Origin of the sequence: Stenotrophomonas sp. A3_2 (assembly GCF_036624925.1) — a bacterium.
GTDB classification, from domain to species: Bacteria; Pseudomonadota; Gammaproteobacteria; order Xanthomonadales; family Xanthomonadaceae; genus Stenotrophomonas; species Stenotrophomonas hibiscicola.
In genome coordinates this window covers 182,350-201,112 of sequence record NZ_JAZKVY010000238.1, presented here as the reverse complement: position 1 = coordinate 201,112, position 18,763 = coordinate 182,350, and the positions used below count along the sequence as shown (strand labels likewise).

The 18,763-nt window shown below is 66.7% G+C and carries 12 protein-coding genes; 3 read left to right on the top strand and 9 right to left on the bottom strand.

Going from position 1 to position 18,763, the window contains the following annotated elements:
* Positions 1-13: 13 nt before the first annotated feature.
* From R5H29_RS09595 to R5H29_RS09585, 3 genes are read right to left on the bottom strand one after another with little or no spacing between them, the layout of a single operon-like run.
* On the bottom strand, positions 14-3,187 hold the full coding sequence (locus R5H29_RS09595) for a multidrug efflux RND transporter permease subunit (RefSeq protein ID WP_332329104.1): 3,174 nt from the start codon (positions 3,185-3,187) through the stop codon (positions 14-16).
* A 15-nt stretch (positions 3,188-3,202) separates the two neighbouring features.
* Positions 3,203-4,471: an efflux RND transporter periplasmic adaptor subunit gene (locus R5H29_RS09590; protein ID WP_134735630.1), complete on the bottom strand. Its 1,269-nt coding sequence runs from the start codon at positions 4,469-4,471 to the stop codon at positions 3,203-3,205.
* Positions 4,471-5,127 (bottom strand): TetR/AcrR family transcriptional regulator, encoded by a 657-nt coding sequence (locus R5H29_RS09585; RefSeq protein WP_019660385.1) that lies wholly within the window; start codon positions 5,125-5,127, stop codon positions 4,471-4,473. Before R5H29_RS09585 ends, R5H29_RS09590 begins: the two co-directional genes overlap by 1 nt.
* 250 nt (positions 5,128-5,377) lie before the next feature.
* Between R5H29_RS09585 and R5H29_RS09580 the strand changes: the two genes are divergently transcribed.
* The 3 genes from R5H29_RS09580 to R5H29_RS09570 all read left to right on the top strand — a co-directional run bounded on the left by R5H29_RS09580 (position 5,378) and on the right by R5H29_RS09570 (position 12,314).
* Positions 5,378-10,354, top strand: a complete 4,977-nt coding sequence (locus tag R5H29_RS09580; RefSeq protein WP_332329103.1) for an NAD-glutamate dehydrogenase domain-containing protein — start codon at positions 5,378-5,380, stop codon at positions 10,352-10,354.
* Positions 10,355-10,548: 194 nt separating this feature from the next.
* Positions 10,549-11,322 carry an NAD kinase gene (locus R5H29_RS09575; protein WP_134730874.1) on the top strand — a complete coding sequence of 258 codons (774 nt, stop codon included), beginning with the start codon at positions 10,549-10,551 and terminating at the stop codon, positions 11,320-11,322.
* A 47-nt stretch (positions 11,323-11,369) separates the two neighbouring features.
* Positions 11,370-12,314 (top strand): 5'-nucleotidase, encoded by a 945-nt coding sequence (locus R5H29_RS09570; RefSeq protein ID WP_021202725.1) that lies wholly within the window; start codon positions 11,370-11,372, stop codon positions 12,312-12,314.
* 61 nt (positions 12,315-12,375) lie between these two features.
* Here R5H29_RS09570 and R5H29_RS09565 read toward each other — a convergent pair whose 3' ends face one another.
* The 6 genes from R5H29_RS09565 to kynU are packed head-to-tail and all read right to left on the bottom strand — an operon-like array spanning position 12,376 to position 18,745.
* Entirely contained in the window at positions 12,376-12,927 is a 552-nt protein-coding gene (locus R5H29_RS09565) for a DUF2939 domain-containing protein (RefSeq protein WP_111098202.1), read from the bottom strand.
* 42 nt (positions 12,928-12,969) lie between these two features.
* Positions 12,970-13,950 (bottom strand): aldo/keto reductase, encoded by a 981-nt coding sequence (locus R5H29_RS09560; protein ID WP_332329102.1) that lies wholly within the window; start codon positions 13,948-13,950, stop codon positions 12,970-12,972.
* Positions 13,950-14,636 carry a DUF2461 domain-containing protein gene (locus tag R5H29_RS09555; RefSeq protein ID WP_021202728.1) on the bottom strand — a complete coding sequence of 229 codons (687 nt, stop codon included), beginning with the start codon at positions 14,634-14,636 and terminating at the stop codon, positions 13,950-13,952. The genes R5H29_RS09560 and R5H29_RS09555 overlap by 1 nt, the downstream gene beginning before the upstream one ends.
* Positions 14,633-16,072, bottom strand: coding sequence for an exodeoxyribonuclease I (gene sbcB / locus R5H29_RS09550; RefSeq protein WP_332329101.1), 1,440 nt, complete (start codon positions 16,070-16,072; stop codon positions 14,633-14,635). Before sbcB ends, R5H29_RS09555 begins: the two co-directional genes overlap by 4 nt.
* Positions 16,072-17,439 (bottom strand): NAD(P)/FAD-dependent oxidoreductase, encoded by a 1,368-nt coding sequence (locus R5H29_RS09545; RefSeq protein WP_155029810.1) that lies wholly within the window; start codon positions 17,437-17,439, stop codon positions 16,072-16,074. Before R5H29_RS09545 ends, sbcB begins: the two co-directional genes overlap by 1 nt.
* A 31-nt stretch (positions 17,440-17,470) precedes the next feature.
* Positions 17,471-18,745, bottom strand: a complete 1,275-nt coding sequence (gene kynU / locus R5H29_RS09540) for a kynureninase (protein ID WP_019660376.1) — start codon at positions 18,743-18,745, stop codon at positions 17,471-17,473.
* Positions 18,746-18,763 lie beyond the last annotated feature (18 nt).

Sequence of the window (18,763 nt, the reverse complement as noted above, 5' to 3'; positions counted from 1 at the left end):
GCGCACCGCCGGATCAACGATCCGGGCGGTGGGCGGACTCTGCGTCGCGCTGGCGCTCCATGAACTCCTTCGACGGTTCATCCAGCTCGTCGCCCAGCATGCGGCGCACGACCACGAAGAACACCGGGATCATCAGCAGGCCGAGCAGGGTGGCGAACAGCATGCCGCCGATCACGCCGGTGCCGATGGCGTGGCGGGAGTTGGCGCCGGCGCCGGTGGAGATCGCCATCGGGATCACGCCCATGATGAACGCGAACGAGGTCATCAGGATCGGGCGGAAACGCAGGCGGGCCGCTTCGATGGTGGCATCACGCAGGTTCTTGCCTGCTGCGCGCTGCTCCACCGCAAACTCCACGATCAGGATCGCGTTCTTCGCCGCCAGGCCGATCACGGTGATCAGGCCGATCTTGAAGAACAGATCGTTGGGCAGGCCGCGCAGCATCGACAGGCCGAGGGCACCCAGCACGCCCAGCGGCACGACCAGCAGCACCGCCACCGGGATCGACCAGCTTTCATACAGGGCGGCCAGGCACAGGAACACCACCACGATCGACAGCACCAGCAGCAGGGTCGCCGCGTTGCCGGCCAGGATTTCCTGGTAGGACATGCCCGACCAGTCGTAGCCGAAGCCGGCCGGCAGGTCGTCGTTGACGATGCCTTCCATGGTCTGCATCGCCTCACCCGAGCTGGTGCCCGGTGCCTGCGAACCGACGATGTTGATCGCCGAGTAGCCGTTGTAGCGGCTCAGCGACGGCGGCGCCGACACCCATTCGGACTTGACCACCGTGTTCAACGGGATCATCGCGTTGGTGCCATCGGCGTTCTGGGTCAGGCTGGACGGGCTGTAGAAGCTCTTCAGCGATTCCTGGCCAGTGCGGTACGGACCATCGGCCTGCATGGTCACGCGCTTGATGCGGCCTTCGTAGAAGAAGTCGTTGACGTACACCGGGGCCAGCATCAGCTGGATGGTGCTGTACACGTCCGACACCGACATGCCCATCGACTGCGCCTGCACGCGGTCCACGTGCAGCTGCAGCTGAGGCGCGTTTTCCAGACCGTTGGGGCGCACGCCAACCAGGTGGTCCGGCTTCTGCGCGGCCTGGCCGAGCAGGATGTTGCGGGCCTGGGTCAACTGTTCGTAGCCGGCACCGCTACGGTCCTGCAGCCACATGTCAAAGCCACCGAACTGGCCCAGGCCCTGCACGGTGGGCAGGTTGACCACGAAGATCTGCGCTTCCTTGATGCCGTAGAACGCGCCGTTCATGTTCTGGATGAACTCGGGCGCGGTGAACTTGCGTTCCTCCCACGGCTTCAGGCGGATGAAGCCCATGCCCACGTTCTCGCCGGAACCGACGAAGCTGAAGCCGGCCACCTGCAGCATGCCTTCATAGCCATCCTGCTTTTCCAGGATGCCACGCATCTGCGCGAACACTTCGTTGGTCTGGCCCTTGGTCGAGCCCGGCGGCAGCTGCACGATCGCCAGCGCATAGCCCTGGTCTTCTTCCGGCAGGAAGCTGCCCGGCATGCGGGTGAACAGGAAGCCGCACAGCGCGGTCAGCACCACGAACAGGATCATCCAGCGCGGCGCATGGCGCACCGCAGAGGTGATGTGGCCCACATAGGTGTGGCTGATCTTGTCGTAGTACTTGTTGAAGGTGCGGTAGACGATGTTCGGGTTGTCGTTGTGCGTCGGCTTGAGGAAGGTCGCGCACAGCGCCGGCGTGAAGCCCAGGGCCAGGAACGCCGAGAATGCCATCGAGATGGCGATGGTCAGCGCGAACTGCTTGTAGATCTCACCGGCGGCACCGCCCTGCAGGGCGGAGGGGATGAACACCGCGGCCAGCACGACGGTGATCGCCACCACCGCACCGGTGATCTGGGTCATCGCTTTCTGCGTGGCAGGCTTGGGCGCCAGGCCCTCCTCGGTCATGATGCGTTCGACGTTCTCGATCACCACGATCGCGTCGTCGACCACGATGCCGATCGCCAGCACCATCGCAAACAGCGTCAGCTGATTGATGGTGAAGCCGATCATCCACATGCCCAGGAAGGTACCGAGCAGGGCGACCGGGATCACCAGGGTCGGGATCAGGGTGGCGCGGAAGTTCTGCAGGAAGATCAGCATCACCAGGAACACCAGCAAGACCGCTTCAAACAGGGTCTTGACCACTTCCTGGATCGAGATCTTGACGAACGTGGTGCTGTCGTACGGCGAGAACCAGGTCACCCCGGACGGGAAGCTGGGCTGCAGCTCGTCCATCTTGGCGCGCACCGCTTCGGCCACGTTCAGGGCATTGGCGCCCGGCAGAAGCTGGATGGCGAAGGCGCCGGTCGGCTTGCCGTTGTACTGGGTGTCGAAGCCGTAGTTGTTGGCACCGAAGGCGACGCGGGCGATGTCCTTCAGCAGCACGCGCGAACCGTCAGCGTTGGCGCGCAGGATGATGTTCTCGAATTCCTGCGGCGAGCTGAAGCGGCCTTCGGCCGAGACCGTGGCGGTGAAGTGCTGGCCTTCCGGCGACGGGTCCGAACCCAGCGCACCGGCGGCGAACTGCACGTTCTGCGCACGTACCGCGGCCAGTACCTGGCTGGCCGACAGGCCATAGCCCTGCATCTTCTCCGGGTTCAACCAGATGTTCATGGCGTACTCGGAACCGAACTGCTGGGTGCTGCCGACGCCGGGGATGCGCGAGACCTGGTCGAGCACGCGCGAACCGACGATGTCGTTCAGGGCGTCACGGTTGATGGTCGGAGTATCGGACTGCAGCGCCACCACCATCAGGAAGCCGGCGTTGGCCTTGGCCACCACCACGCCCTGCTGGGTCACTTCCGAGGGCAGGCGTGGCGTGGCCAGCGAGACCTTGTTCTGCACCTGCACCTGAGCGATGTCCGGATCGGTACCGGTCTCGAAGGTCAGGGTGATCTGCGCACGGCCGTTGGACGCGGACGAGGAACTGAAGTACAGCAGGTGATCGATACCGGTCAGCTGCTGCTCGATCACCTGGGTGACCGATTTTTCCGTGGTGTCGGCACTGGCACCCGGGTAGGTCGCCGAGACGGTGACCTGCGGCGGGGCGATGTTGGGATAGGACTCCACGCCCAGGTTGAGGATCGCGATCACGCCGCTGAGCGAGATCAGGATCGCAACCACCCAGGCGAAGACTGGATGTTCGATGAAAAATTTAGGCATGACGGAAGGTTCCCGTTACTGCTTGTTCGAATCGGTGGCGGCCGGCTTGGCCGTATCGGCCTGCTCGGGCTTGGCAGCGTCGGCCGGTGCCTTGCCTGCGGCCGGTGCCGCGCCCGCCGGAGCGGCGCCGCCTGCGGCAGGCTTGCCGTTGGCGTCTTGCCCCGGGGTCCACGGCTTGGCCACGGCCGGTGCACCTTCCTTGACCTTCTGCACGCCGGCCACGATCACCTTGTCACCGGCGGCCAGGCCGTCGCTGACCAGCCAGTTGCCGTTCTGCGCGCCATCGGTCTTCACGTTCTTGCGCACGACCTTGCCGTCGGCGCCGACCACCATCACGTAGCCGCCGGTGGTATCGCGCAGCAGGGCCTGCTGCGGTACCAGGTAGGCGTTGTTGCGCTCGCCCAGGTTGGCCTGGAAGCTGACGAAGGCACCTGGCAGCAGGATCTGCTGCGGGTTCGGCAGCACAGCGCGCAATGACACTGCACCGGTGGCCGGGTCGACCGTAGTGGAGGAGAAGTCCAGCGTGCCCGGCTCGCTGTAGGTGCTGCCATCGGCCAGCTTCACTGCCACCGTCGCCTTGCCGTCGCCGGACAGCGCCAGCGCGCCCTTGGCCTGCTGCGCGCGCAGCTGGGTCAGTTCGTCCACGCTCAGCGAGAAGTTCACGTACAGCGGGTCGAGCTGATCGACGGTGGTCAGCAGGGTCACATCGCCCTGGCCGACCAGCGCGCCCTCGGTGACCTGCTGCTTGTTGGCCACGCCACTGATCGGCGCGGTCACTTCGGCGTAACCCAGGTTGATCCGCGAGGAGGTCACGGCGGCTTCGGCCTGCTTGACCGCGGCCAGCGCGGTGCGCTCGGCCGACTCGGCGTTGTCCAGGTCGGACTTGGAGACGAACTGCTGCGGCGCCAGCGAGCGTGCACGGTCGGCGGCCACCTTGGCGTTGGCGTAGGTCGCGCGGGCCGAGGCCAGCTGCGCTTCAGACGCATTGAGCGAGGCACGCAGCGGCGCCGGGTCGATCAGGAACAGGGTCTGGCCCTGCTTGACCTGCGAGCCTTCCTGGTAGACGCGCTTGAGCAGCACGCCCGGCACCCGCGCGCGCACGTCGGCACTGCGGAACGGCGACAGGCGGCCGACCAGCTCACGCTGCAGCGGCAGGGTCTGCGGCTTGGCGTCGATCACGCCCACCTCCGGCGGCGGGGGCGTCTGCTGTTCCGGCTTCTTGCAGGCAGCCAGCGCGACAGCAACGGCGCACGTCAAGGCAAGGGTGCGGAGTGGGGCGGTCATCAGGAGGAACTCCGGGGTTGGTTTGTAGACGGGGCCGCCGACGGCTGTGGCGCGAAGGCGCGCAGGAAGCTGTCGACGGAGAACTCTGCCCAACGCCGACGCAGCAGTGCGTCATCACGGTGGGGGGTATGGAAACGCTGTTTGTCGAAATCCTGACCGGCAATCATGCTCAGCAGCAGTTCGGCCATGAAGTGCGGGTCGTCATGCCGGAGCTGGCCACGCATGCAAACGGTTTCAATCCATTCAGCAAGATGAAGCGTCAGCGCGCCGGCACCGTGCCGGTACAGCGTACGCGCCTCTTCGGGAAACTGGGCCGCATCGGCGGCAATCAGCCGGCAGGCCTGGCCCACGTGCGGTTGGTTGAAGTGCTCCAGGAAGTCAATGGCGAACTGGAGCAGGCTGGCACGCAGGTCGTCAGTGCGGAGTGCACGGACCATGGCGCCGGTGGCGTGGCCGACATGGCGCTGCATCACCCGGCGCAGCAGCTCCTGCTTGCTGCCGTAGCGCGAGTACAGGGTCTGCTTGGAGCAGCCCGCATGCTGGGCCACTGCGTCCATGCTCATCTGCATGCCCTGCTGGGCCAACAGCTGGCGTACGGCTTCGAACACGCGCTCATCGCGTGCGTCGAGGGCAACGGGGAGGTAGGCCGGATTCACGCGGTGGACTATACCGTCCAGTTCAGGATTGTGGAATCGAAACGGCGTTGCCGCGTGTGTCTTCCGGTAACACGCTTTGCCGATCCTGTCGCCAGAGCCGAACCGGGCGCCATCACCCTACCGGCGCGAACTGAATAGGCGTCTAAACCGCAGCAAACCCGAATCTGCTTATTCCGTCCTGCAGCAAGGCCTTTTCCCGCGGTAGGGCTACAATTTCATTTTCCCAACTGAGCAAGCGCATCGCTCTGCCATGAAACCGCAAAAAACCGCAGCCAAGACCGTGAAAAACAAGACCAAACCAGCAGAAGCGGAGGTCGCAGTGACCGCTGGTTTCTCCCTGGAGCCGGTGTACACGGCCTTGCGCAAGCGCTACCCCGCGGCCGCACAGGCCGAAGCAGTGGCCTTTGCCACTGACTTCTACAAGCGCATGGAGGCGGACGAGTTCCCGCACCACAGCGCTGAAGAGTGGGCCGCTCTCGCGGCTGAGACGCTGGAATTCGCCCGTGCCCGCAAGGCTGGCAAGGCCAACGTCCGCGTGTTCAATCCGACCGCGAAGGCCAACGGTTGGGAATCGCCGCATACCGTGCTGCAGATCGTCAACGACGACATGCCGTTCCTGGTCGACACCGTCACCATGTCGCTGGCCGAGCAGGGCGTGGGTGTCCACGTGCTGGGCCACCCGGTGCTGCGCTTCACCCGCGACAAGGCCGGCAAGCTGGTCAAGGTCGGCGAGGGTGATGCCGAGTCGGTGATGCTGCTGGAGATCGACCGCCAACCGGCCGACGCCATGGCCGCCATCGAACAGGCCATCAACAAGGCGCTGGATGAAGTGCGTGCGATCGTGCGCGACTGGCAGCCGATGAAGGACAAGGCGCTGGCACTGGCCGACGACCTGGGCAGCCGCCAGCTGCCGGTCGACGACGCGTCGCGCAAGGAAGCACAGGAGTTCCTGCGCTGGGCCGCTGACAACCACTTCACCTTCTTCGGCTACCGCGAGTACCGCGTCGAGAAGCAGGGCAAGGAAGAGGTGCTGGCGCCGCTGAACGACACCGGCCTGGGCCTGATGCGCGGCAAGGACAAGTCCGCCGCCCGTCCGGTCAAGACCCTGGCCGCGCAGGGCCTGAACACCACGTCCGGTTTGAAGGACGCGCTGATCCTGACCAAGACCAATGCCCGTTCGCGCGTGCACCGCGCCGGTTACATGGACTACATCGGCGTGCTGGAGTTTGACGCCAAGGGCAAGATCATCGGCGAGCAGCGTTTCCTCGGCCTGTTCACCTCCAGCGCCTACAACCGTCGCCCGTGGGAAATCCCGCTGGTGCGCCAGCGCCACGAGCACGTGATGAAGCAGTCCGGCCTGGCCCCGGCCAGCCACAGTGGCAAGGCCCTGCGCCATATCCTGGAAACCCTGCCGCGCGAAGAACTGTTCCAGTCCAGCGAGGACGAACTGTTCCGCACCGCGATGGGCGTGCTGGGCCTGCAGGAACGCGTGCGCAGCCGCCTGTTCCTGCGCCGCGACAAGTACAGCCGTTTCATCTCCGCGCTGGTCTACCTGCCGCGCGAGCGCTTCAACACCGACGTGCGCCTGCGCATCGAAGCGATGCTGAAGGACGCGCTGCACGGCGAGTACGTGGACAGCTCGGTGGTGCTGGGCGAATCGCCGCTGGCCCAGGTGCACCTGATCGTGCGCCCGAAGCCGGGTGAAATGCTCGACGTCGATACCGCCGAACTGGAGCAGAAGCTGGCCCAGGTCCTGCGCAACTGGCAGGACGACCTGCGCGAGGCGCTGGTGGCCCGCCATGGCGAGACCGAAGGCCTGCGCATCGCCGCCCGCATCGGCAAGGCGCTGCCGGCCGGTTACATCGAAGACAACAGCACGGCTGTTGCGGCCAACGATGTCAGCCAGCTCGACGCGCTGACCGGCCCGGACGACCTGCGCCTGAGCCTGCAGGCCGTGCCGCGCGAAAGCGGCGATGGCCTGCGCCTGAAGCTGTATCGCCAGCTGGATGACATCCCGCTGTCGGACGCGCTGCCGATGATGGAAAACATGGGCCTGCGCGTGATCGCCGAGCGTCCGTACCGCCTGTCGGTCGACAACGCCCCGGTATACGTGCAGGACTTCGAGGTCGAGTCCACCGCTGGCGCGATCGATGCCGCCAGTGTCGATGAAGCCTTCGGCGAGACCTTCGCCCGCGTCTGGCACGGCGATGCCGAGAACGATGGCTTCAACCGCCTGGTGCTGGCGGCCGGCCTGCACTGGCGCCAGGTCGCCATGCTGCGTGGCTACTGCAAGTACCTGCTGCAGACCGGCGTGCCGTTCTCGCAGGCCTACGTGGAAGGCACGTTCGCGCGCTACCCGCTGCTGGCCCGTCTGCTGGTCGAGCTGTTCGAAGCCCGCTTCGATCCGGCCACCGGCCACGAGAGCAAGGACGACATCGCCGCCGGCCAGGCCCAGCTGAAGGCCCACTTCGATGTGCTGGCTGCTGGCGACGAGGCCACCCTGAAGGTGCTCAAGACCGTGGTCGACGCCCGCAAGGGCGACCGTGACGCGCAGATGCAGGCCGCGCGCGATGCGCTGCTGAAGCTGATGGACCGCGTGTCCAGCCTGGACGAGGACCGCATCCTGCGCTCGTTCATGGGCGTGATCGACGCGACCCTGCGCACCAGCTACTACCAGACCGATGCCAACGGCCAGCACGGCCATGTCATCAGCTTCAAGTTCGATTCGGCGCTGGTGCCGGACCTGCCGAAGCCGCGCCCGTACCGCGAGATCTTCGTGTACGGCCCGCGCGTGGAAGGTACCCACCTGCGCTTCGGTGCGGTTGCGCGTGGCGGCCTGCGCTGGTCGGATCGTCGCGAAGACTTCCGTACCGAAGTGCTGGGCCTGGTCAAGGCACAGATGGTCAAGAACACCGTCATCGTGCCGGTCGGTGCGAAGGGTGGCTTCTTCGCCAAGACCCCGCCGGTGAACGGCGACCGCGATGCGATCTTCGCCAACGGCGTGGCCTGCTACAAGCTGTTCATCCAGGGCCTGCTGGACATCACCGACAACATCGTCAACAACAAGATCGTGCCGCCGCTGGATGTCGTGCGCCACGACATGGACGATCCGTACCTGGTGGTGGCCGCCGACAAGGGCACCGCGACCTTCTCCGACATCGCCAACGGCCTGGCCGTCGCGCACGGCTTCTGGATGGGCGATGCGTTCGCCTCCGGTGGTTCGGTCGGCTACGACCACAAGGGCATGGGCATCACCGCGCGCGGTGCGTGGGAATCGGTCAAGCGCCACTTCCGTGCGCTGGGCCGTGACAGCCAGAGCCAGGACTTCACTGCGGTCGGCGTCGGCGACATGTCCGGCGACGTGTTCGGCAACGGCATGCTGCTGTCGCGCCACATCCGCCTGGTCGCTGCGTTCGACCACCGCCACATCTTCCTGGACCCGAATCCGGATGCGGCCACGTCGTTCATCGAGCGTGAGCGCCTGTTCACCCTGCCGCGTTCGAGCTGGGCCGACTACGACACCAAGCTGATCAGCAAGGGCGGCGGCGTGTACCCGCGCAGCCTGAAGTCGATCGAGATCACCCCGCAGGTGCGTGAGGCGCTGGGCCTGGACGAGAACGTCAAGGCGCTGTCGCCGAACGATCTGATGAGTGCGATCCTGAAGGCACCGGTCGACCTGCTGTGGAACGGTGGCATCGGTACCTACGTCAAGGCCGCCAGTGAACAGCACAGCGACGTCGGCGACCGTGCCAACAACGCGCTGCGCGTGAACGGTGGCGAGCTGCGCTGCAAGGTGGTGGGCGAGGGCGGCAACCTGGGCATGACCCAGCTGGGCCGCATCGAGGCTGCCCAGGCCGGCGTGCTGCTCAACACCGACTTCATCGACAACTCGGCCGGCGTCGATACCTCCGACCACGAAGTCAACATCAAGATCCTGCTCAACGATGTGGTGCGGGCCAAGAAGCTGACCGTCGAGCAGCGCAACAAGCTGCTTGCGTCGATGACCGATGAGGTCGCCGAGCTGGTGCTCAACGACAACTACCGCCAGAACCAGGCGCTGAGCCTGATGGAGCGGATGGCAGTCAAGCGCCTGGGGTCCAAGCAGCACTTCATCCGCACCCTGGAACAGCAGGGCCTGCTCGATCGCCAGATCGAGTTCCTGCCGTCCGATGCCGAGCTCTCGCAGCGCAAGGCACGCGGCCAGGGCCTGACCCGTCCGGAGCTGTCGGTGCTGCTGTCCTATTCCAAGCTGGTGGCGTTCAACCAGCTGCTGGATTCGGACATTCCGGAAGATCCGTACCTGTCCAAGGAGCTGCAGCGCTACTTCCCGACCCCGCTGCAGAAGAAGTACGCCGACGCGATGGAGCGTCACCGCCTGAAGCGCGAAATCATCGCCACGGCCGTGACCAACCAGACCATCAACCGCATGGGCGCCACCTTCCTGATGCGCATGCAGGAAGACACCGGTCGTTCCATCGCCGAGGTCGCCAAGGCGTACACCATCAGCCGTGAAACGCTGGATGCACGCGCGCTGTGGGCGCAGATCGATGCCCTCGACGGCAAGGTGCCGGAGTCGGTGCAGATCGACGCACTGGAAGTGATCTGGAAGCTGCAGCGTTCGTTCGTGCGCTGGCTGCTGTCGCGCCCGGGTGCGATGCCGGGCATCACCGAAGCGGTCAACCGCTACCAGGGTCCGTTCAACGACATCCGCGTTGCTTCGGGTGTGCTGCCGGATTCGCAGCGTCCGACCTACGAAGCTCTGGTGGCCGAGTGGAAGGAAAAGGGCCTGCCGTCCGCGCTGGCGCAGCAGCTGGCCGAACTGCACTTCTTGGAGCCGGCGTTCGACATCATCGAACTGGCCCGCACCCGCAAGCTGAAGCCGGTGGACGTGTCCAAGGTCCACTTCCGCCTGGGCGATGCCCTGCAGCTGCCGTGGCTGTTCGAGCAGGTCGACGCGCTGGAGGTCAACGGTCGTTGGCACGCCGTGGCACGTGGCGTGCTGCGTGACGAGCTGGCCGCCAACCACCGCAACTTGGCCGGCCAGGTGCTGGGCACCAAGGGTGGCAGTGCTGAAGCCAAGGTGGCCGCCTGGATGGGCCGCGACGACAACAGCCTGCGCTTCACCCTGGCGATGCTGGCCGAACTGGCCGAGCAGAAGACCCTGGACTACCCGACCGTTTCGGTCGCAGTCCAGCGCCTGGGCCAGCTCGCTGCGCACGGCGCGTAAGTGACGTAGCGCTGGGCCATGCCCGGCCTGCGTGGAGAAAAGGAGCGGCCCCGCGAAAGCGGGGCCGTTCTGCATTGCCTTGGTAGTGCCGGCCGCTGGCCGGCAACTGCATGAACCGTTATCGGCTGAAGCTGCTGGCCAGCGGCCGGCACTACCGGGTATGCTCTTGCTGGCACACCCACCCGGATCCACCGATGAGCGACACCCCCCGCATCGCTTTCCTGGCCAGCACCGCTGAGCCCGCGCAGATGGCCCGCGCGGCGATGGTCTCGCGTTATGGCGATCACGCGCCGGAGCAGGCCGACGTGCTGTGCCCGCTGGGGGGCGACGGCTTCATGCTGCAGACCCTGCATCGGCATGGGCACCTGGGCAAGCCGGTGTTCGGCATGAAGCTGGGCACCGTGGGCTTCCTGATGAACCAGTACCGCGGCGACGATGACGTGCAGGCGCGCATCGCCCGTGCCGAACCGGCCAACCTGCGCCCGTTGGAGATGGTGGCGCTGACCGAATCGGGCACCAGTACCGGGTCGCTGGCCTACAACGATGTTTCACTGCTGCGCCAGACCCGGCAGGCTGCGCATATCGGCATCGACCTGAACGGCCAGGAGCGCGTGGCCGAACTGATCGGTGACGGCGTGCTGGTCGCCACCCCGGCCGGCAGCACCGCCTACAATTATTCCGCGCACGGCCCGGTGTTGCCGCTGGGGTCGCATACCATCGCGCTGACGCCGCTGGCCCCATATCGGCCGCGACGCTGGCGCGGGGCGATCCTCAAGGCCGACACCGAAGTGCGCTTCCGCGTGCTCGATCCCTACAAGCGTCCGGTCAGCGTCACCGCTGACTCGCACGAGACCCGCGACGTAGTGGAGGTGACCATCCGCGAGTCCAGGGACCGGCGCGTGACCCTGCTGTTCGACCCGGAACACAACCTGGAAGACCGGATCCTGAGCGAACAGTTCGTTTTTTGAGGACAATGGGCGGCCGGCCCTGCCGACCGCTTGAAGGACCCCCACCGATGGGCGACAACTCCCCCCGTTTGCTGACCGTCGCGGTCACCTCGCGCGCGCTGTTCGACCTCGAGGAAAGCCATGCGCTGTTCGAGAGCGATGGCGTGGCGGCCTATGCAGAATTCCAGCGCCAGCATGAGGACGACATCCTCGGACCTGGCGTGGCCTTCCCGGTAGTGCGCAAGCTGTTGGCCCTGAACCAGGGCGCCAGCCCGGAGGACCCGCGGGTCGAGGTGATCCTGCTGTCGCGCAATTCGGCCGACACCGGCCTGCGCATCTTCAATTCGATCCAGCACTATGGCCTGGGCATCATCCGCGCGACGTTCACCGCCGGCGAGCCGACCTGGCCCTACGTGAAGCCGTTCGGCACCGACCTGTTCCTGTCGGCCAACCCCGAATCGGTGCGCAGCGCGCTGCGCCATGGCATCGCGGCGGCGACCATCCTGCCCAAGCCGCCTGGCGAGACCGCAGCCGCAGCGGCCGACCAGATCGACATCGGTCGCCCTGCCGGGCAGCTGCGCATCGCCTTTGACGGTGACGCGGTGATCTTTGGTGACGAGAGTGAACGCATTTCGCGCGAGCAGGGCGTGGAAGCCTTTGGCCGCCATGAGCGCGAACGGGCCCGCGAGCCGCTCAGCGGCGGTCCGTTCCGTGGCTTCCTGTCAGCGCTGCACACGCTGCAGGAAGTATTCCCTGCCGGCGAGAGCGCGCCGATCCGTACCGCACTGGTGACTGCGCGTTCGGCGCCGGCCCATGAGCGGGTGATCCGCACCCTGCGCGAGTGGGGCGTGCGCCTGGACGAAGCGCTGTTCCTCGGCGGCCGGCACAAGGGGCCGTTCCTGCAGGCGTTCGGCGCCGACATCTTCTTCGACGATTCGCAGCACAACATCGACAGCGCCCGCGAGCATGTGGCTGCCGGCCACGTACCGCACGGCGTCGCCAACGAGGGATAGGGCGGATTCGACCGGCAGGTGCCAACCGTTGGTTGGCACTGCCGTCAGGCCACGGGTCCGATCAAGGGCTGCCCGACATCCCCAACTGCAGATCCACCACCTTCCAGCGCAGCCCCTGCGGCTCCAGCACCACCTTCATCGGCGGCTGGCCGGGACCGCGATCGACATCGATCACGAAGCGGTCCAGCGCTTCGAAATGGTGTTCGGCATGCTTCAACGGTCGCGCCGGTTCGGTCGGGCCGAAGGCATCGCCGCCCTGCAGTTCATTGCGGCCGCGCTTCCACAGCACGTGGCCCTGCAGCATCGCGCCGATCCCGGTGGGGGTCACCATGGTGTCCACCGCGGCACCGCCCAGCTGGTCGCCCAGCCCGTACAGCAGGGCACCGAAGGGACTGGCCGCCACGTCCGGGCCGGCCTGGCGCACCAGGTAGTCATTGAGCTGCGCGCGCAGGCTGCTGCGCACGCGCGGGAAATCGACGTAGCGTTCCAGGCGCGCGGTGTCGCGCTGCTCGATGGCCTTGGAAAGGCCATTGACGGTCAGGTAGGGGCCGCCGAACCACCAGGCCGCCAGGGCCAGGACCAGCAGCACAACCAGTGCGGAGAGTTTCTTCATGGCGGACAGACTGCCGCAACGGCGGCAGTGCGGGGTGAAGACTCACTGACTGGGCGAACCACGGCCATCACCGAAGGCATCGACCAGCTGTTGCCGTTCCGCCGGGGGCAGCGCCTCAAGGCGCGTCGCCAGCACTTCGTCCAGGCTGCCGGTGCGGGTGGTGCCCAGAATGCCGCTGGCGACGCCGCGATGGCCCAGGGCGTAGGCAAACGCGGTCTGGGCGGGGCGCTGGCTGTGGATGGCGGCGATGGTGTGGCGCATCCGGCGTGCGCTGTGCATCAGGGAGCGGCTGCTTGGCTTGAGCCAGGCTCTGGCCAGGTACCAGGCGTCGGCCGGGCGCGGCAGGCGGGCCCGTGATGGCAGCAGGTGGCCCTGCGCCAGCACGGTGCCGGCCAGCACGCCGATACCGGCCGCGTGCAGCCGGTCGATGAGAGGTTCACGATCCTGCTGCAGGGCGTTGTAGTCCAGAAGCACCACGTCGAACAGCGTGGGATGGTCGATCATCCAGCACAGGGTCGACGCCGTGTGCGTATTGATGCCGGTGTGCCGGATCAGCCCGCGTTCGCGCAGTCGCTGCAGTGCGGCCAGCAGGTCATCGTTGATGTCGTGCTGGCTGGCACCGTGCAGCTGGTAGATATCGAGGTAATCCAGGCCGAGGTTGCGCAGCGAGGCTTCGCAGCTGGCGGTGATGGCCGCTGGCGAAAAATTGCGCTGCTCGGCGCCGCTGACGCCGGCCTGGCCGGTCAGCGTGCCGCCCTTGCTGGAGATCACCAGCGAATCGCGCGGGTATTGCTTGAGCAAGGAGCGCAGGATGCGGCCTAGCCGCGGCTCGGCGTGGAAACCGGAGTAGTTGTGACCGGTGTCCAACAGGTTCACGCCCTGTGCCAGTGCATGCTCGACGACGTGCGCGGCCGACTGCTCCGGGAAGCGCCGATGCCCCCAGAAGCCGGAACAGCCCAGGCCCACCGGCGAAACCGCCAGCCCGGTGCGGCCCAGCGTGCGGCGTTGGTGCGCCAACGACATCAGAATTCCAGGTCCAGCGCTGCGCACAGATAGTCGACGAACGGGCCGAGCGCGGCCAGATCCTTGCCCAGCGTGGACAGCAGGCGTGGGCCGGTCATCGTGGCGTCATCCAGCGGGCGCCACATCACCCAGTTGCGGTGCTTGAGGTCGTCGATGAACTCGAAGTCGGCCGGGAAGCCGCGCGGCGGACGCACCAGCTTTTCGCTCTCCTCGAACTCGAAGCGCCTGCGCAGCGCAGGTGCATGGGCCGCGGCCTTCCAGCTGCCCGGATTGTCGAGGATGAAGTGGCGCACGCGGCGCTGGGTTTCCGGTTCCGGGTGCCACAGGCCGGCACCGACAAAGCTCTCGCCTGGCTGCAGGTGCACATAGAACGAGGGCGCGGCCACTTCGCGACGGCGCTCATGGAACAGGCGCGCACCCTGCCAGGTCTTGTAAGGCGATTTGTCGTTGGAGAAACGCGCGTCGCGGTGGATGCGGAACAGTGAGCCGCCGACGCCGCGGGTATCGGCGCGGAAGTGTTCGCTGACCTCGGCAAGGGCTGGCTGAAGATCACCCAACAGGCGCAGGAACGGCTGTCGCACATGCTCTTCGTACTGCTGGCGGTGGTCGTTGAACCACGCCTTTTCGTTGTGGCGCGCCAGGCTGCGCAGGAACTTGAAGCTGGCGTCCGAGAAATAGGTACTCACAAGGTCTCCTGCAGGTGCTGGCCCCAGTCGCGCAACGATTGCAGCAGGGCCTGGCGCCGCGCGTCGTCGGGCGACTCGGCGGCCAGCGCATCGAGCTGCTGCTGGTACTGGGGCAGGTTGAGTTCGCCCAGGCCGCCGTCTCCCAGCAGGCGCTGGCGCCGGTAATCCTGCCAGCGCTGGCGTTCAGCCGGCGCGAGGCTGTCCGGATGATTGCGCGCACGGTAGCGGAACAGCAGCTCCGGCAGGCGCGGGTCGCGGAAGCGGCCTTCCAGCGCGGCCAACTGCTCCGGTGCGGTGGTGCGGGCCAGCGCCAGCAGCGGTTTGTCGCCGTTGCCGAGGAAGCCGTCGTACAGGGAGGCATCGACGTCGGCCACGGTGGCCGCGCGCGGCTGGTTGTAGACCTGGCGCGCCTTCTCGGCAAGCTGAGGGGCGAACCCGCGCAGCCGTTCAACCTTGGCCTCGATCGCGGCCACGTCCAGGCCCAGGCGCGCGTGGTCGTCGCCACGAAGGTGGTTCCAGGCGACCAGGGCGGGCACCTTGTTCAGGTGCACTTCCTTCAGCGGCACCCGTGCCACGCCCTCGGGCAGTTCACTGGCGCGCAGGTACAGGCGCTGTGCGATCACCTCGGCCGGCAGGGCCAGCAGGTCGTCGATGTCGCCGTCCAGGTCGAACACGATCACCCGGTTGCTGATCGTCGGGTGCACGGCCAACGGCAGCACCGGCGCCGCGCACAGACGGCTGGCGGGGTAGCGCATGGAAATGTGCAGCACCGGCGTCATCGCGGTGACATCCAGCAGGCTGCCGACGAAACGCTTGTCGCGCAGCTTCAGGGCGTAGTCCCACAGGCGCGGCTGCGACTGCTTGAACAGCCGTGCCATGCCGATCGTGGCTCGCACGTCTGACAGCGCTTCGTGCGCATCACCCTCGCGCACGTTGTTGGCTTCGGCCAGGTGCTCGAGTTTGAACGAGGTGGCACCGTCCTCGCGCAGCGGCCACTGGATGCCATCCGGGCGCATCGCACGCATCAGCCGCAGCATGTCCAGCAGGTCCCAGCGCGAATTGCCGTTGCGCCACTCGCGTTCGTATGGGTCATGGAAGTTGCGGAACAGGCCGTAGCGGACGAATTCATCGTCGAAGCGCAGCGTGTTGTAGCCCAGCGCGCAGGTGCCGGGTCGCGACATCAGTTCGTTGATGCGGTCGAAGGCTTGGGACTCGCTGATGCCTTCGGCCAAGGCCTGCTGCGGGGTGATGCCGGTGACCAGGGTGGCCATCGGTGAGGGCAACAGGTCATCGGCCGGGCGCACGAAGAAGCTGATCGGCGTGTCGATCTCGTTGAGGTCGGCGTCGGTGCGGATGGCGGCGAACTGCGAGATGCGGGTGCGCCGTGGATCCTGGCCGAAGGTTTCCAGGTCGTAGAACAGGAAGCTGTCGGCCATCAGTGCGCACCCTCCAGGACCGGTAGCTGCGCGTGGATCTGCGCTTCCAGCGCCGCCCAGTCGATGTTGTCCAGCGACTCGTGGCCGACCGTGGCCGCCGCCAGCAAATCGCGCTGCAGTTCGGTGCGGCGCAGCGCTTCGGCGTACGGCGTGTGCAGGAAGGTGACCATCGTGTAGTGCGGGACGAAGCGGGTCGGCCAGCGCCGCTGCAGTTCCTGCTCCAGTTCGCGCTGCAGCAGGAACGAGGGATCGGCCACGCGGTCGCGCATTTCCAGGTAGTTCTCCAGCGCCATCTGCTGGATCGCGCGTGCATTGGGTTTGCGCTCGGCCTCGAACGCAGCGAACGCACTTTCCAGGTCATCCGCCTCCATCAGGTGACGGGCCAGCGCAACGCAATCCTCGAACGCGCAGTTCATGCCCTGGCCGTGGAACGGCACCATTGCATGCGCGGCGTCGCCGATCAGTACGGCGCGACCCTGCTGGTGCCAGCGCTCCAGGGTGAGCGTGCCGAGCAGGCCCGGCGGGTGCTGTTCCCAATCCACGCGCAGGTTCGGGATCAGCGGCAGCGCGTCCGCGAACTCGCGAGCGAACAGCGCCTCGGCCTGCGCACCGGTATTGATCGTGGCAAAGCTGGGATCGCCCTGGTTGGGCAGGAACAGGGTGACGGTGAAGGTGCCTTCATGATTGGGCAGGGCGATGCACATGTAGTGGCCGCGTGGCCAGATGTGCAGCGCGTTGCGCTCGATGCGGAAGCCCCCGTCTTCGGCCGGCGGAATCTCCAGCTCCTTGTAGGAGTGATCGAGGAAGGCGATGTCCTCGCCCAGCGGCGCGCGCCGGTTCATTGCCGCACGCAGCGCCGAACCGGCACCGTCTGCACCGATCAGGGTGTCGAAGCGGATGTCGTGCGGGCTGTCATCGCGGTCATCGATGAAGCGGGCGTAGCCGGCATCGAAATCAACGGTGTGCAGGCGGCGATGGAAATGCACGGTGGCCCCTGCCTGTTCGGCCAGTTCCAGCAGCGTGGTGTTCAGGTCGCTGCGGTGGATCGACCAGATCACTTCGCTGTCATCACGGCCATAGCGCTGCAGCTGCGGTTCGCCGTCGCGTGGATGCACCATGCGTCCGCGCATCATCACCGCGCGCGCCATCACCTCGTCTTCCACACCGGCCTGGCGCAGGGCGTTGCGCCCACGCTCGGCCAGCGCCAGGTTGATCGAGCGGCCGCTCTCGTAGTCGGCCACGCGCGGATCGCCGCGGCGTTCGTACAAGGTGATGCGCCAGCCCTGGCGTGACAGCAGGATGGCCAGCAGGGAGCCGGCGAGGCCGGCACCGATAATGCTCAACGAGCGGGAGGCGTGTGCGATCAACGAACTGTCCAGCAGTAGGGGAGGGACCGGCTCAAAGGCCGGCCCAGGCTTCCACTTCCTCGACGAAGTGGTGAACGTCCAGGTAGCGGTTGTAGAGCGGGGTGGGCGAGATGCGGATCACGTCGGGCTCGCGCCAGTCGCCGAGCACGCCGATGCTGCGCAGGTGCTCGAACAGGGCGCGCCCGCGCTCGCGGCCGCCGATCACGCGCAGCGACAACTGGCAGCCGCGGCGCTGCGGGTCTGCCGGGGTGATGATCTCCAGCACCTGCGGCAGGCGTGCGCGCACCAGTGCTTCGAGCATGCCGGTCAGCGCCAGCGATTTGCTGCGCAGCGCGTCCATGCCGGCTCGCTCGAACAGGTCCAGCGAGGCGCGCAACGGTGCCAGCCCCAGAATGGGCGGATTGCTCAGCTGCCACCCTTCGGCACCGATGGCCGGGGTGAACTGCGGTGCCATCTGGAAACGGGTGGCTTCCTCATGGCCCCACCAGCCAGCGAATCGGGGCAGGGTGGTGTCGCGATGGTGGCGCTCGTGCACGAAAGCGCCGGCAACCGCGCCCGGGCCGCTGTTGAGGTATTTGTAATGGCACCACACCGCAAAGTCCGGCGCCACGTCATGCAGGCGCAGCGGCAGGTTGCCCACCGAATGCGCCAGGTCGAAGCCGATGCGCGCCCCCTGCAGGCGTGCGGCGCGGGTGATTGCATCGAGGTCGAAGGCCTGACCGGTGCGGTACTGCACGCCGGGCCACAGCACCAGCGCCAGGCGCGGGCCGTGCTCGGCGATGGCGCGTTCGATCGCGGTCAGCGAGATCGTGCCGTTGGCTTCGTCCGGCTGCACTTCCACCAGGCACTGGGCCGGGTCGAAGCCATGGAAGCGGATCTGTGCTTCGACCGCGTGGCGGTCGGTCGGGAATGCGCCGGCTTCCATCAGGATCACCGGGCGCTGCGTGGTCGGCCGGTAGAAGCTGACCATCATCAGATGCAGGTTCACGCTCAGCGTGTTCATCGCCACCACTTCGCTGGGCAGCGCACCGACCACGCGGGCCAGCTGCGCGCTCACCAGGCGGTGGTAGGACAGCCACTGGGTAGGGCCGGTGAAGTGGCCTTCGACCGCCAGCTCGCCCCACTGCTTCATCACTTCCTGCACCGCGGCCTGAGCGCCACGCGGCTGCAGGCCCAGCGAGTTGCCGACGAAGTAGGTCTGCTCGCCGCCGCCATGGCGCGGAATCAGGAATTCGTTACGCATCGGACGCAGCGGATCGGCGGCGTCCAGGGCAATGGCGTGGGTGCGGCTGAGCAGGTCGGACATGGTCGGGCAACAGGCTGC

What these genes read in the sequence shown, in the direction of transcription:
- R5H29_RS09595 (WP_332329104.1), bottom strand. Translation starts at nt 3,187, where the DNA reads ATGCCTAAATTTTTCATCGAACATCCAGTCTTCGCCTGGGTGGTTGCG.
- R5H29_RS09590 (WP_134735630.1), bottom strand. Translation starts at nt 4,471, where the DNA reads ATGACCGCCCCACTCCGCACCCTTGCCTTGACGTGCGCCGTTGCTGTC.
- R5H29_RS09580 (WP_332329103.1), top strand. Translation starts at nt 5,378, where the DNA reads ATGAAACCGCAAAAAACCGCAGCCAAGACCGTGAAAAACAAGACCAAA.
- R5H29_RS09575 (WP_134730874.1), top strand. Translation starts at nt 10,549, where the DNA reads ATGAGCGACACCCCCCGCATCGCTTTCCTGGCCAGCACCGCTGAGCCC.
- R5H29_RS09570 (WP_021202725.1), top strand. Translation starts at nt 11,370, where the DNA reads ATGGGCGACAACTCCCCCCGTTTGCTGACCGTCGCGGTCACCTCGCGC.
- R5H29_RS09565 (WP_111098202.1), bottom strand. Translation starts at nt 12,927, where the DNA reads ATGAAGAAACTCTCCGCACTGGTTGTGCTGCTGGTCCTGGCCCTGGCG.
- R5H29_RS09560 (WP_332329102.1), bottom strand. Translation starts at nt 13,950, where the DNA reads ATGTCGTTGGCGCACCAACGCCGCACGCTGGGCCGCACCGGGCTGGCG.
- sbcB (WP_332329101.1), bottom strand. Translation starts at nt 16,072, where the DNA reads ATGGCCGACAGCTTCCTGTTCTACGACCTGGAAACCTTCGGCCAGGAT.
- kynU (WP_019660376.1), bottom strand. Translation starts at nt 18,745, where the DNA reads ATGTCCGACCTGCTCAGCCGCACCCACGCCATTGCCCTGGACGCCGCC.